Consider the following 13,182-nt stretch of genomic DNA (forward strand, 5'->3'; position numbering starts at 1 on the left):
CTACCGATGGGAACAGTGCCTTGACCGGCGCCATCGGGGTCCGCTGCCCCGCCGAGCGGAAGGACCGCTCACGTGATCGCTGTGACCTGCCGCAACGGTGAGCACTTCTCCCTCGACCCGGGGACGATCGCGCGCGTCGAGACCGACCCCGATACCGTCGTCCATCTCGTCGACGGCACGAAGTACGTCGTGGACCTCACCTTCGACCAGCTCCTGCGCGTCGTCTCCGAGCACCGCGCCACGCTGCTCGTCGCGCAGAAGCGCCTGGCCGGCGGTGTCGCCGAGATCGCCGAGCACGCGACGCACGTCCGGCAGTCGACCATGCGGGTGGAGCGACGGCAGTACCGCAGGGACGGCGACGAGCCGCACGGCAGCCCGGCCGACCGGGCAGTGCCTCCGCACGACGCCGAGGCCTGACCCCGCTCAGTCGTCGTCCCCGTCGCCCTCGTCGTCGTCGCCGTTCCCCTCGCCACCGTTCCCGCGGCCCTCCCCGCCGTTGCCACGACCCGGCTCGCCGTTCCCGTTGCCGTTCCCGTTGCCGTTCCCGTTGCCGTTGCCGTTGCCGTTGCCCTGCGGCTCGGGCTCCGGCGCGACGGCGTACGACAGGGTGACCAGGGTGTCGGGCTCGAGCTCCCCCTCCGGCGTCACCGCGGTGACCAGACCGGGCGCCGGCTCGGCGAGGACCACCGGGGCCAGTTCGACCCGCAGCCCGCGGGCGAGCAGATCGGCCTGCACCTGCTCGACCGGCAGCCCCACCAGGTCCGCCGCCACCACGTCCACGGTCGGCGGCGGTTGTGGGCTGGAGGTCGTCGGCGCGGCGGAGGTGCCGCCGTCGTCCGGCGGCGTGGGGTTGCCGCGCAGCAGGCCGACGACGACCGCGACGAGGACCAGGGCGGCCAGCGCGCCCAGCAGCAGCGGCACGGGCAGCCGCCGTCGGGTGCGGGACGCGGCAGGCGGAGCGGCCGGCGCACCCCCGTGAGGACGGGCACCGGCAGCACCGCGGTACCAGTGCCCCCGACCCGGCCGATGGGGGCGGTCGCCCCGCCGTCGGTCGTCTCGTCGACGGCCGCGCGCAGCGCCGCGCCGTCCGGGAACCGCAGGGCGGGGTCCTTGGCCATCGCCTGCTCGACCAGCCGCCGGATCCCGGCGGGCACCTCGGCGGGCAGGGGCAGCGGCTCCTCCTGGATCTGCTTGAGGGCGATCTGCACCGAGCTCTCGCCGTCGAAGGCCCGCCGGCCGGCGAGGCACTCGTAGGCCACGGCGCCGAGGGAGTAGACGTCGCTGGCGGGCGTGGCCTTGCCGCCGGCGGCCTGCTCCGGCGACAGGTAGTGCGCCGTGCCGATGACCTGGCCCGTGCCGGTCAGCGGCACGCTCGAGGCCGACCACGCGATTCCGAAGTCGGTGAGCTTGACGACACCGTCGGTGCCCACGAGCACGTTGCCCGGTTTCACGTCGCGATGGATCACCCCGGCGGCGTGCGCCGCGGCCAGGGCCGCCGACGTCTGGCGCAGCAGGTCCAGCGTGCGGGCGGGGCTCAGCCGGCCCTCGCGCTGCAGCACCTCCGACAGCGTCTCGCCCTCGACGAGCTCCATGACGAGGTAGGCGAGCTGCTCGCCGTCCTCCTCCAGCTCGCCGTAGTCGAAGACCGAGGCGATGTTCGGGTGGTGCAGCGCCGCCGTGTGCTGCGCCTCGGCCCGGAACCGGGCACGGAAGGTCGGGTCCCCGGTGAACTCGCTGCGCAGGACCTTCACGGCGACCGGGCGTTCGAGCAGGGTGTCGCGCGCCCGCCACACCCGGCCCATGCCGCCACTGGCCAGCGGGAGGAGCAGCTCGTAGCGACTGCCGAGCAGGCGGCCTCGCGGCTCCACTGTCCCTCCGAGTCCCTCGGTGACGGCCACGGTCGTGGCCCGACCCCCTGAGGTTGCCAGAAGTGGTCCGCCGGAACCCTCGCCGGCCGCCATCCCCCCTGTTCGGGTGGTCAGCGCCCGGGCAGGCGGGCCACGAGCTCCTCGACGACGGCCTCCGGCGTGCCGTCCCCGGAGACGGTCGTCCCGGGCTCCTCCTCCGCCAGCGGCTCGAGCAGCGCCAGCTGGCTGTCCAGGAGGGACGCGGGCATGTAGTGACCGGTACGCCGGCCCAGCCGGTCGCGCAGCACCTCGCGGTCGACCGAGACGTGCGCGAACCAGACCGAGGGGTGCCCGTCCCGCAGGACGTCGCGGTAGGTCCGCTTCAGCGCCGAGCACGTGACGACGACGGAACGCCCGGCCGCCTCCCGCTCCCCGATCCAGTCCGCGAGGCTCCGCAACCACGGCTCCCGGTCGCCGTCGTCCAGCGGGATGCCGGCCCGCATCTTCGCCACGTTCTCCGGGGGATGGAACTCGTCTCCCTCGGCGAACTCCCAGCCCAGGCGGGCCACGAGTCCCTCGGCCAGGGTCGTCTTCCCCGAACCGGAGACGCCCATGACCACGACGGTCGTCGACGGTTCCGCTGCTGTGGTCACGTCAGCGACCGTAGGCCGCAACCGGTGCTACCGACACAATGGCCCCCCGACGGGGCACCGTGCCCGGCCCGTCCGACGAGGAGAGCTCATGACCGCAGGCAGGCACGCATCCCCCGACCCCGCCCCGGGCGACGAGCCGACGGTCGGTTCGCTCATGCGGTCGCCGGCCGTCACGGTGGAGGCCGACGCGCACGTCGCGTCGGCCGCCTACCTCATGAAGCACTCGGGCGCCGGGGCGCTGGTCGTCACCGCCGACGACCTCGGCGTGGTCCCGATCGCCGTCCTCACCGACGTCGAGGTCAGTCACGCGGTCGCCGACGGCCAGGATCCGAACGAGACCCGGATCAACCAGCTCCGGCTGCCCCGGCCGGTCGCCATCCACCCGGGCACGTCCGTCACCGAGGCCGCCGAGCAGATGCTCGGGATGTCGCTGCAGCACCTGCCGGTGGTGGACGACGGCCGGCTGGTCGGGGTCGTGGGCGTCACGGAGGTCTGCCGCGCGCTGCTGACCCGGGGCCGCTCCGTGTAGTCCCGGGGTGGGTCAGCCCGACACGGCCGAGACCGGCCAGGTGCCGGGGACGCCGCGCAACGCCCGGATGCCGCGGTCGTCGAAGCGCAGGCCCGATCCCACCACCAGGTCCTTGACGGTGCCGGAGACGAGCACCTCTCCCGGCGCGGCCTCGGCCATGATGCGCGAGCCGATGTGCACGGCGAGCCCGGAGATCCCGCCGCCGGCCTCCCGCTCCACCTCGCCCGCGTGCACGCCGGCCCGGATCTCCAGCCCGAGCCCGCGGGCGGCCTCGCGGACGGCCAGGGCGCAGCGGATCGCCCGTACCGGTCCGGTGAACGTGGCGAACAACCCGTCGCCGGCGACGTCGACCTCGGTGCCGCCGTACCGGGACAGCTCGCGCCGCGCCGCGGCGAGGAGGCTTGCCCGGGTGGCCGCCCATGCGACGTCTCCGATTCTGGCGAGCAAGGCGGTGGATCCCACGACGTCCACGAACAGGACGGTGGCGAGCACCCGGTCGGGGACACCGGGCGCCGGACGGGAGCCGGTCAGGAACTCCTCGATCTCGGCGAGCGGTTGGTCGATGTCGCCCACGAAGAACAGGTGGTCGTCGCCGTCGAGCTCGACGAACCTGGCCCCGGGGATGTGGTCGGCCAGGTAGCGGCCGATCTCGATGGAGATGAGGCGGTCACCGCGCCGCTGCAGCACCAGGGTCGGCACGTGGATGGCGCTCAGGATGTCCCGGACGTCGGCGTCCGGGTAGAGCGAGAACAGTCGCCGCGCCATGCCGGGGCTGGCCCCCATGCGCTGCAGCCCGCCCCACCACTCGCGGAGCGCCGGATCGCGGGCGCGGCTGGGTGCCCAGGCCTTCAGCGCGCGCCCCTCGCCCCAGGACTCCACCAGGCCGTCGAACAGATGCATCATGGCTGCCTCGTCGGCGCCGTACGGATAGCCCTCCGCGCGGGTCAGGCGCGGTGCGGCGCCGTAGAGCACGACTGCCCGTGTCCGCTCGGGGTGCTGGGCGGCGAAGAGCATCGTCATCGCGCCACCCTCGGAGATCCCGAGCAGCGCCGGGCGCTCGAACCCGGCGGCGTCCATCACCGCGCGCAGGTCGTCGACCCGCTCCTCGAGGGTCGCGGGCCCGGCCACCGGGTCGGACAGGCCCGTGCCCCGCTTGTCGAAGATGAGCAACCGGCTGAACGAGGCCACCCTCTCGAGGAACCGGCGGAGATCGGGTTGCTCCCACGCCCAGTCGAGGTGGGAGACGAATCCCGGGGTCATCACGACCTCGAGCGGGCCGGACCCCACGACCTGGTAGGCGATCGCGAGGTCGCCGCTGCGGGCGTACCGCGTGCGGGGCCTCACCGGCGTCGCGGCAGCTCGACGCGGGCGCGCGTGACGCCGTCGGCGGAGGTGAGGGCCAGCCTTCCCTTGTGCCGCTGCGTGACCACCGCGAGCGCGGTCGCCAGCCCGAGGCCGGTGCCCTGGCCGACGGGCTTGGTGGTGAAGAACGCGTCGAAGACCCGGTCGAGCACCTCCGGCGGCACGGTCGGCCCGGTGTTCTCGACGTCCACGACGACGGAGTCCTCGGTCCCGCGCGTCCGCACGGTGACCACGCCCTCGTCCCCGACCGCCGCCAGCGCGTTGTCGAGCAGGTTGGTCCAGACGGTGGCGAGGTCGGCGGCCCACCCCTCGACCGTCTGCGGGTCGGGGTCGAGGTCGCGCTCGATCCGCACGCCGGCCGGCACCTTGTGCCGCAGGAGCACGAGCGCCTGCTCGAGGCCGGCGTGGACGTCGACCTGCGTGAGGGACTGGTCGGCGGCGTAGGCCAGGGGGCGGACGCCGGACACGATGCGCGACAGGTACTCCGCCCCGGCCGAGACCTCGTCGAGGATCGCCCGGATCTCCCCGGCCCGGGCGAGCTCCCGCACCGCCGCACCGCGACGGTCGGCCGGGAGCCCCTGCAGGGCACGACCGAGCTCCGCCGGGTCCACGCCGTGCCGGGCCAGCTCGGCGGCCGCGCGCGCGGCCCCCGGCACGTCCGCGAGCACGCGGGCGATGGCGTCCTCGGCGTCCATCCGGGCCAGTGGGTCCTCGGGTGCGTCTCGGTCCCCGAGGAGCGTGTGCAGCGGCCCGGCCTGCCCTTCCCCACCCAGCAGCGCCCGGAGCCGGGCAGCTCCGCGCTGGACGGCGGACGCCGGGTTGTTGACCTCGTGCAGCAGCCCGGCGGCCAGCGCGCCGAGGGCGGCCATGCGCTCGTGCTGGCGGACCAGGCCCTCCTCGCGGTCGAGCCGGCGCGTGGTGGCGACCAGCAGCGCACGGGCGGACCGGGGATGGCTCAGCAGCCGGTCCAGCGCGTCGGCAGCGATGCGCTGCACCCGCGCGGGACCGCGTGCCCGGACCGTCGCCGACCGGGGTCGGCCGTGCACGATGCCCAGCTCGCCGATGAGGTCGCCCGGGCCGCACACGTTGAGCAGCAGCGGCGTACCGCCGGAGTCGCGGGTGACCTCCAGCTCCCCCTCGGTCACGACGTACATGGCGTCCGGGGGCGAGCCCTCGGTCAGGAGCTCCTCGCCGGGCGCCAGCGACACCGAGCGGCTGGTGGCGGCGAGGTCGGCCACGTCGTCGTCCGGCAGCTCCGCGAAGAGCCGGGAGCGGCGGAGGGCGCCGCTGACCTCCGGCTCCGGGGTCGTGGTCACCGGCCGGCGAGCCGCTCGTGGGCGAACCGCACCGCCATCGCGCCCTCCCCCACGGCCGAGGCGATCCGCTTGACCGAGCCGTGCCGGACGTCGCCGGCGGCGAACACCCCTGGCACGGAGGTCTCCAGGGGCAGCGGCGGAACGGCCAGCGGCCAGTCGGGTGGCGGCAGCCCCAGGTCGTTCCCGGTCAGCACGAAGCCGCGGTCGTCCCGGCGCACGACGCCGTCCAGCCAGCTGGTCCGCGGTGCCTGCCCCACGAACACGAAGAGTGCGTCGGCGGGGACCTCCCGCTCGTCGGTGCCGGTCCGCAGCCGGAGCCGCTCCAGGCGGCGGGAGCCCATGGCTCCGGCGACCTCGGTCCGGTACTCGACGGTGATCGTCTCGGCTGCCTCGATCCGGTCGATGAGGTACTTCGACATCGTGCTGACCAGGTCCCCGGAACGGACCAGCAGGGTCACGTCCGCGGCGAACTGCGAGAGGAACAGGGCGGCCTGCCCGGCCGAGTTGCCGCCCCCGACCACGAACACCCGCCCGCCGGCGTGGTCGACGCCCTCGGCCCGGCCGGCGCCGTAGTACACGCCGACCCCGGTCAGCTCGGCGGCGCCGGGCACGTCGAGGGTCCGGTAGTTCACCCCGGAGGCGATCAGCAGGGTGGATGCGCTCACCTCGGTGCCGTCGGTCAGGCGGACGACGGTGTACGGGTCCTCCCGGCGCAGGCCCGCCACCTCGGCGGGGACCAGGATCTCCGCGCCGAACCGGATGGCCTGCTCGCGGGCCCGCAGCGTGAGGTCCGCGCCGCTGAGCCCGACGGGGAAGCCCAGGTAGTTCTCGATGCGGCTGGTCGTGCCGGCCTGACCGCCCGGTGCGTTGCACTCGAGCACCAGCGTCGACAGCCCCTCCGAGGCGCCGTAGACGCCCGCGGCCAGGCCGGCGGGACCCGCGCCGGCCACCACGAGGTCGTAGGCGGACCGCTCGGCCCGCACCTGCAGTCCGATGCGCTCGGCGACGGTGTGCAGGTCGGGCCGGACGAGCACCTCGCCGTCGTCGGTGACCATGACGGGCAGGGCGCCGGCGTCGGTCCGGGCCGCGTCCAGCAGCAGCCGGGCCTGGGGGTCGGACTCCAGCTCCAGCCAGCGGTACGGGACCAGGTTGCGGGCCAGGAACTCGCGCAGCTCGTGGGTGCTCGCCGACCAGCGGTCGCCGATCACGCGCAGGTTGGCCGACGGCGCCGGGCGCCGCCAGGTCTCCAGCAGGTCGTCGAGCACCGGGTAGAGCCGCTCCTCCGGCGGGTCCCAGGGCTTGAGCAGGTAGTGCTGGACCTCGGCGTCGTTGATCGCCCGGATCGCCGCGTCGGTGTCGGCGTAGGCGGTGAGCAGCACGCGGCGGGCGTCGGGGTAGAGCTCGCGCGACGCGGCGAGGAACTCGGTGCCGGTCATCCCCGGCATCCGCTGGTCGACCAGGAGCAGCGCCACGTTCTCGTCGCGCAGCCGGAGCCGCCGGAGCACGTCGAGCGCCTGGTCACCGGAGGACGCCGCGACGACCTGGTAGCGCTCGGCGTAGCGGTCGCGCAGGTCGCGTTCGACGGCGGCCAGCACCGGCCCGTCGTCGTCCACGGCGAGCAGAACCGGTCGGCTCATCGATCTCCCCCAGCGTGTCGGCGGTGCGGACCGGGCCAGGCAGGTGCGGACCGTACCGCCGTCGGCGACCCCCGCAACAGCTCCCCGGCCGCCGCGCCCTGGTCAGCCCGGGTGCGAGGTCACCGCCCGGGTGTCCCGACGGGCCTCCAGCGCCGCGCGCAGGACCGCCCGGGCCAGGGCGACCGTCGAGTCGCCGTCGACCGAGCCGTTCTGCAGCAGGGCGAGGACGGCGGTGTCGCGCGGGCCGTCGCCACCGGCGGTCGCCCGCACCGCCTCGCTGACGGCGGACAGCGCCCGCGCGAGGGACGGCGACGGATCGGCGACGCCCAGTTCCCGGCGCCACGGCGCTCCGGGGGCGGCGTCCTCGACCAGCTGGTCGACCAGTTCGGGCGAGTGCTCCATCGCCTCGGCCAGCGAGTCGGCCCACGCGGTGACGATGGTGAGGTCGGTCGCCGGCAGCGCCGAGCCGGCCGCGGTCCGCTCGGCGCCGGCGTGCGGGACGACCTCGCGCGCCGCCGTCACGGGGTGGACGCCGGCGACCACCAGGCCCGGCGCGTTGTCGACCGGGGTCCGACCGTCGGCCACGCGCCGCCGCGCGCGGGTCGCGGCCACGCTCATCAGCACCCCGTGGCTGCCCGGGTCCATGGAGATCTCCCGCAGGCCGCGCGCCGGGTCCTTCCACATGGCCACCACCGTCGACGGCGGCGTGCCCGTCGGCCGGCTGCGCTGCACCATGCCGAGCGCCGACAGGGTCAGCACCGCCGACCCGGGGTCGTCGGCCAGCACGCTCGCGTACCGGGCGGTCCAGCGGGTGCCCAGCTGCGGCCCGTCGAGCAGGATGGTGATCACCAGGGTCGGTCCGACGTCGCGGAGCAGCTCGGCGACCTCGTCGAGACGCGCCAGGTCCTCGCAGACGACGGTGACCAGCGTCAGCCCCTCGCTCAGCTCCAGGAACTGCAGCGACCGGCGGGGCACCTCCATCGCCTCCCACCAGCGCACCGACGGGTGCAGCGCACCGGCCAGGTGGTACTGGTTGATCTGGCTCTCGTCGAGGAACCACCGGTGGTGCTTGTTCTGCCGGTAGTGCGACCAGCAGGTGCCGATGTGCACGCCGAGGTGCACCCAGTTGGCGGGCAACCGGTCGGCCGTGGCGGTCGTCTCCCGCACGCCGGCGAGCAGCAGGGTGACGCCGTAGCGCCCGAGCAGCGCCTCCAGCTGGTCCAGGTCGCCCGCGGGCACCGAGCTCTCGGGGAACACCACGGCGTCGACGCCGTCCACCTCGTCCAGGGCGCTGCGCAGCGTGCGTTCCACCAGGTCCAGGTCGAACGGCTCGGCCGGCGCGAACTCGAAGATGCCGAACGGCTCGTTCTCCGCGCGCCGCACGGAACCGGGCACGGGCCGGAAGTCCCGCTGCCGGATGCGCAGCGGCCACGGCAGGAGCAGCACGTTGGCCTGCTGCTGCCCGAGCCCCGACCTGCGCGCCGGCACCTTGTGCCAGGCGACCTCGACCTCCGGACCGCGCAGGCAGAGGTAGCGCGACAGCGAGCGGAAGGAGATCCCACCGGGCGGCGTCCGCACCTTGGGCAGCACGCGGAGGCGGTGCGCGGGGAACCGGGACAGCGATCCGGTGCGCGCGAGCAGCTCGTCGGCCCGCGCCCGGTACCGGTAACCCGCCGTCCGTACCGGGTCCAGCGCGGCGGCGACGCCCGCGCAGGTCTCGTCGCTGGCGGCCAGCAGGGTCAGCAGCGCCTGGCACAGCGGCCAGTCCGTGCCGTCCGCGATGTCGTCCAGCGGCGCCTCCGCCCGTTCCCGGAGCACCGCCCAGGCGTCGGCGACCAGCCCGGGGGCGGCCCCTCGGGGTCCTCGGCCCAGGCGGCCCACCGCTCCCCGGCGGCGCAGACGGCGCCGTTCCAGCCGCTGCCCAGCGGGGGCCACTGCCGGCCCGGCGGCGGGGACACCGCGAAGCGGTAGGCGTGCGTGCGGCCGAGGACCGTCCCGACCACGGCGAAGACGTCGGCCGGCCACTCCAGGGTCGGATCGCGCAACGGCCCCCCGGTGACCTCGGCCCAGACGGACCCGATCGTCGGCGCGTTCCCGACGGTGTCGACCGGTGGCGGCACCGGGTCCAGCTCGCGGCCCATCGGCGGGGTCCCCTCTCGTCCCGGCCGCAAGGTACCGCCGGATGCGGGTGCCGGGGGACTCCTCGGGCCGTGCCTAGGGCACGACCGAGGAGGCGACCGCGGCCAGGCGGACGCTGACCGGCGCCGCGAGGTAGCGCGCGCGCAGTTCCTCGTCGGCGATCCGCGCGGCCCGGTCGCGGAGGAAGTCGGCCGCCCGGCCGGCCACCTCGGCTGCCCGGGCGTCGCCGGCGGCGGCGAGCACCTGATGGGCGTCCGCGAGGGTGCGGCCGGGCTCCACGACACCGGGCACGACCGAGTCACGGGAACCGGCGAGCACCTCTTCGACGACCCGCAGCGCCTCCTCCAAGTCGCCCGCGTCGTGCAACGCGAGGGCCAGCACCGAGAGGCACTCCAGCCGGTCGGCCTCCAGTCCGAGCTCGGCATGCCGTCGTGCCGCCTTCCGGAGCACCTCACGGGCAGACGCGTCGCCGGCGGCCTGGAGCGCCATCCCGGCGACGAGATCCGCCCGGGCCGCGGCCGGCGGTGAGTCGTCGTTCGCGGCGGCCTCCTGCGCGGCGGCGGCGTGCGCCAGCGCGTCCTGCACCGAGCCCTCTGCCAGGTCCACGGCGGCGAGCGACGCCAGCAGATGGGTGACGAAGTAGGGCAGGGCCCGTTCACGACTCTCCCCGAGGCCTCGCTCGAGGCACTCCCGCGCCCTCCGGTGATCGCCCAGCAGGCGGTAGCAGTCCCCGAGGTTCTGCAGCACGGCCACCACCCCCTCGGCGTCGTCGATCTCCTCGGTCAGACGCAGCGCCCGCAGGCCCCCTCCAGCGCGTCGTCCAGCCGGCCCTGGTCCATGGCCAGACGCGCCAGGTTGGTGAGCATCACGCCCTCGCGGTAGCGGTGCCCCGTCGCCTGCCAGTACCTGAGAGCCGCTTCGGAGACGGTCCGCGCCTCCTCCAGGCGCCCCACATGCGTCAGCATCGCCCCCACCTGACCGTTGACCAGCGCCTCGCCCTCGGGGTCCTCGATGAGCCGGTGCTCGGCTCGGGCGGCGTCCAGGAGCGCCAGGGCCTCGTCGCTCTTCCCCTGGTTGGTCGCCACGATGCCGAGCAAGCGGAGTGCCTCGCCTGCGCGCCGGTGGTCACCGATCGTCCGGGCGGTCGCCAGCGAGCGATTCAGCAGTTCACGGGCGCCGGCATGCTCGTTGAGGTAGGCCCGGCTCCGCCCGCCCTGCATCTGCGCATCGGACTCCAGGTCACCGCGGCCGGCCTCGCGCGCCAGCCGCTCCGCCTCCTCGGCGACCGGTGCGACGGCGGGGTAGTCACCCCGGTAGAACAGCCAGCGCCCTTCGGCCAGCGCAAGCATCGCCCGCCGCTCGCGGTCGAGGTCGGTGGCGGCACCGAGCTCGTCCAGCACCGCTCGCTGTTCCGCACGGCGCGCCAGCCGGTCGAGCACGGCCTCCCGCGCGAGCTGGACGTCGATCCACAGAGTTCGCTCCTGGGGCGGCACGAGAGCCGACGCTCGCGCGAACAACCGCAGGGCGTCGTCGCCCGCGAACGTCCGGGCCGCGTGCCGGCCGGCCCGGAAGTACCAGCGGGCGGCGATGTCGGCGTTGCCGGCCTCCTCGTGGTGGTGCGCCACGGCGGCCGCGTGCTCGTCGGGTCGCTGGCTGCGCTCGACCACCTCCTCCAGCCACTGAGCGGCCAGCGCGTGGTGCGCCCGGCGGACCGAGCGGAGCACGCCCTCGTAGGCCACGTCGCGCATGAGGGCGTGCCGGAAGGAGAACTCGCGGCAGCCGGAGAAGCTGGAGTGCGGGCGGGGGAAGACGACCTCGCGGCTGGTCAGCCGCTCCAGCACCCGGTCCTGGTCGGGGACCATGGGGGCCAGCCGGGCGACCGCCTCGTCCCAGAAGACCCGGCCGACGACGGCGGCACCGCCCACGACGCCGCGCTCGGGGACCTCCAGCGAGTCGAGCCGGGCCTGCAGCAGCCCGCGCAGGGTGGTCGGGATGCGGAGGGTGTCCACCGCCCGGTCGGAGATGACCCAGCCGTCCGCGGAGATGTCGAGGACCCGCTCCTCGACCAGCCACTTCACGAGCTCCTCGACGTAGTAGGGGTTGCCGTCCGCGGTGGCCACGATGCGATCCACCAGAGCCGGGGGGACGACGTCGGCCCGCTGCAGGATCTCCGCGACGAGGACCCGCACGTCGTCGTCCCGCAACGGCTCGAGGCGGAGACGTCCGTGCACCGGTGCGTCGCTCCCCCAGTCGGGTCGCTGCTCCAGGAGGATCGGCCGCGCCGTGGCGAGGACGAGCAGCGGACCGCCCCCGGGGCCCTCGCCAGGGCGGCCAGGGACTCCAGGCTCGCGGAGTCGGCCCAGTGCAGGTCCTCCAGGAGGACGACGACGGGTGCCCGCTCGCTCAGCCGATCCAGCAGCTGGAGCACCAGCGCGCTCCCGCGTCGCCGGAGCGCCTCGGGGTCGGGGCTGCCGACCGCTTCCAGGCCGGCGTCGCCGACGGCGAACCCGAGCCAGGTGGCCACCACCTCCGGCGCACCCGGTGGGCAGTCCTCACCGGCGAAGAGCTCGGCCCAGCCCTCGACCCACCGGCGCCGGACCCGGTCCGGGTCGTCGGTGGCACGGATGCCGAGCCGCTCGGCGAAGACGCTGCGCAGGAGTCCGTTCGCGACCCCCTGGGTGGCCGGGGACGCGCGACCGCGCAGCACCCAGACGCCGGTCGGCAGCTTCGCCAGCCAGGTCTCCATGTCGTGCACCAGCCGGGACTTCCCGACGCCTGCCTCACCGAGCACCGTGACGACCCGCCGGCCGCCCTCGGCCACCACCCCGGCGAACGCGTCCCGGAGCTGCCGGAACTCGGCGTCGCGCCCGACGGTGCGGGTGATGACACCCTCCACCCCCCGGGTCTCCGGCCAGTAGCCCTCCCGGTCGACCGACACCACCAGGTAGGCGTCGACGGTGCCCTCGATCCCCTTCAGCCGGAGCCCGGAGACGCGGCGGAGCCCGAACACGCCCCGCACGTGGCGCAGGGTCTCCTCCGACAGCAGGACGCTGCCCGGCGGAGCGGCCGCCTGCAGGCGGGCGGCACGGTTGGCGGTCTCCCCGACGACCAGGAACTCCCGGGAGTTCTGCTCGGCCATCCCGGTGACCACCATCTCGCCGGTGTCGATGCCGACCCGGACGGCCAGGGCAACTCCGTGCGACGCCTCCACCTCATCGCTGAGCCGCTCGACGGCGGTCACCACGGCACGCGCGGCGCGGACCGCTCGGACCGCGTCGTCCTCCTGGGCCCGGTAGAGCCCGAACACGGCCATGACTGCGTCACCGATGAACTTCTCGACCACCCCGCCCTCGGCCTCGACGGCGGTCCGCACGGTGGCGAAGTACCGGCTCATCACCTGCTGCAGGTCCTCGGCGTCCAACCGCCGCGCCAGCGGGGTGGAGTCGACCAGGTCGGTGAACAGGACCGTCACCAGCTTGCGCTGCTCGCCGACCGACGCGGCGATCAGCCGGTCGCGCTTGTCGACCAGCGGCGCCAGGGCGGTGTTCACGACGGCGTCGCCCAGGATGCCCCGCTGGCCCTCGAGCGCGGCGATCGCCTGCTCGAGCGCGGTCAGCTCAGCGGGCTCCGGTCCCATCCGCGCCGCGTCCCCTCTGCCGTCGGACACGCGGACCGTACCGCCGGGCGGCGCGTCCGAGG

At 75.1% G+C, this 13,182-nt stretch carries 13 protein-coding genes; 2 read left to right on the forward strand and 11 right to left on the reverse strand.

What is annotated here, in order from left to right; all coding sequences use genetic code 11:
• Positions 1–72 precede the first annotated feature (72 nt).
• Positions 73–417 carry a flagellar FlbD family protein gene (locus MVA48_RS09775; protein WP_246988295.1) on the forward strand — a complete coding sequence of 115 codons (345 nt, stop codon included), beginning with the start codon at positions 73–75 and terminating at the stop codon, positions 415–417.
• A gap of 6 nt (positions 418–423) precedes the next feature.
• Here MVA48_RS09775 and MVA48_RS09780 read toward each other — a convergent pair whose 3' ends face one another.
• From MVA48_RS09780 to MVA48_RS09790, 3 genes are all read right to left on the reverse strand, one after another.
• Complete coding sequence (locus MVA48_RS09780; RefSeq protein ID WP_246988297.1) at positions 424–687, reverse strand: hypothetical protein; 264 nt, start codon at positions 685–687, stop codon at positions 424–426.
• Positions 645–1,868: a protein kinase domain-containing protein gene (locus tag MVA48_RS09785; RefSeq protein ID WP_246988299.1), complete on the reverse strand. Its 1,224-nt coding sequence runs from the start codon at positions 1,866–1,868 to the stop codon at positions 645–647. The genes MVA48_RS09780 and MVA48_RS09785 overlap by 43 nt, the downstream gene beginning before the upstream one ends.
• Before the next feature lie 110 nt (positions 1,869–1,978).
• Entirely contained in the window at positions 1,979–2,500 is a 522-nt protein-coding gene (locus MVA48_RS09790; RefSeq protein ID WP_246988300.1) for a gluconokinase, read from the reverse strand.
• 88 nt (positions 2,501–2,588) lie between these two features.
• Here MVA48_RS09790 and MVA48_RS09795 point away from each other — a divergent pair, with 88 nt between their 5' ends.
• Positions 2,589–3,029 carry a CBS domain-containing protein gene (locus MVA48_RS09795; protein WP_246988308.1) on the forward strand — a complete coding sequence of 147 codons (441 nt, stop codon included), beginning with the start codon at positions 2,589–2,591 and terminating at the stop codon, positions 3,027–3,029.
• Positions 3,030–3,041: 12 nt separating this feature from the next.
• Here the strand turns inward: MVA48_RS09795 and MVA48_RS09800 are convergent, their stop codons facing one another.
• From MVA48_RS09800 to MVA48_RS09835, 8 genes are all read right to left on the reverse strand, one after another.
• Positions 3,042–4,373, reverse strand: a complete 1,332-nt coding sequence (locus tag MVA48_RS09800) for an adenylate/guanylate cyclase domain-containing protein (RefSeq protein ID WP_246988310.1) — start codon at positions 4,371–4,373, stop codon at positions 3,042–3,044.
• Entirely contained in the window at positions 4,370–5,707 is a 1,338-nt protein-coding gene (locus MVA48_RS09805; RefSeq protein WP_246988312.1) for a cyclic nucleotide-binding domain-containing protein, read from the reverse strand. Before MVA48_RS09805 ends, MVA48_RS09800 begins: the two co-directional genes overlap by 4 nt.
• On the reverse strand, positions 5,704–7,344 hold the full coding sequence (locus tag MVA48_RS09810; protein ID WP_246988314.1) for an FAD-dependent oxidoreductase: 1,641 nt from the start codon (positions 7,342–7,344) through the stop codon (positions 5,704–5,706). The genes MVA48_RS09805 and MVA48_RS09810 overlap by 4 nt, the downstream gene beginning before the upstream one ends.
• 102 nt (positions 7,345–7,446) lie before the next feature.
• Entirely contained in the window at positions 7,447–9,162 is a 1,716-nt protein-coding gene (locus MVA48_RS09815) for a hypothetical protein (RefSeq protein WP_246988316.1), read from the reverse strand.
• Positions 9,084–9,485 carry a hypothetical protein gene (locus tag MVA48_RS09820; protein ID WP_246988318.1) on the reverse strand — a complete coding sequence of 134 codons (402 nt, stop codon included), beginning with the start codon at positions 9,483–9,485 and terminating at the stop codon, positions 9,084–9,086. Before MVA48_RS09820 ends, MVA48_RS09815 begins: the two co-directional genes overlap by 79 nt.
• Positions 9,486–9,558: 73 nt before the next feature.
• On the reverse strand, positions 9,559–10,230 hold the full coding sequence (locus MVA48_RS09825) for a hypothetical protein (RefSeq protein WP_246988320.1): 672 nt from the start codon (positions 10,228–10,230) through the stop codon (positions 9,559–9,561).
• A gap of 35 nt (positions 10,231–10,265) precedes the next feature.
• A complete protein-coding gene (locus tag MVA48_RS09830; RefSeq protein ID WP_246988323.1) occupies positions 10,266–11,672 on the reverse strand; it encodes a hypothetical protein in 1,407 nt (468 codons plus the stop codon).
• A complete protein-coding gene (locus MVA48_RS09835) occupies positions 11,558–13,150 on the reverse strand; it encodes an adenylate/guanylate cyclase domain-containing protein (protein ID WP_246988325.1) in 1,593 nt (530 codons plus the stop codon). Before MVA48_RS09835 ends, MVA48_RS09830 begins: the two co-directional genes overlap by 115 nt.
• Positions 13,151–13,182 lie beyond the last annotated feature (32 nt).

This window comes from Blastococcus sp. PRF04-17 (genome assembly GCF_023016265.1).
GTDB lineage: Bacteria > Actinomycetota > Actinomycetes > Mycobacteriales > Geodermatophilaceae > Blastococcus_B.

Coding starts and splice junctions, on each gene's coding strand:
- MVA48_RS09820 (WP_246988318.1), bottom strand. CDS start 9,485: ATGGGCCGCGAGCTGGACCCGGTGCCGCCACCGGTCGACACCGTCGGG.
- MVA48_RS09795 (WP_246988308.1), top strand. CDS start 2,589: ATGACCGCAGGCAGGCACGCATCCCCCGACCCCGCCCCGGGCGACGAG.
- MVA48_RS09810 (WP_246988314.1), bottom strand. CDS start 7,344: ATGAGCCGACCGGTTCTGCTCGCCGTGGACGACGACGGGCCGGTGCTG.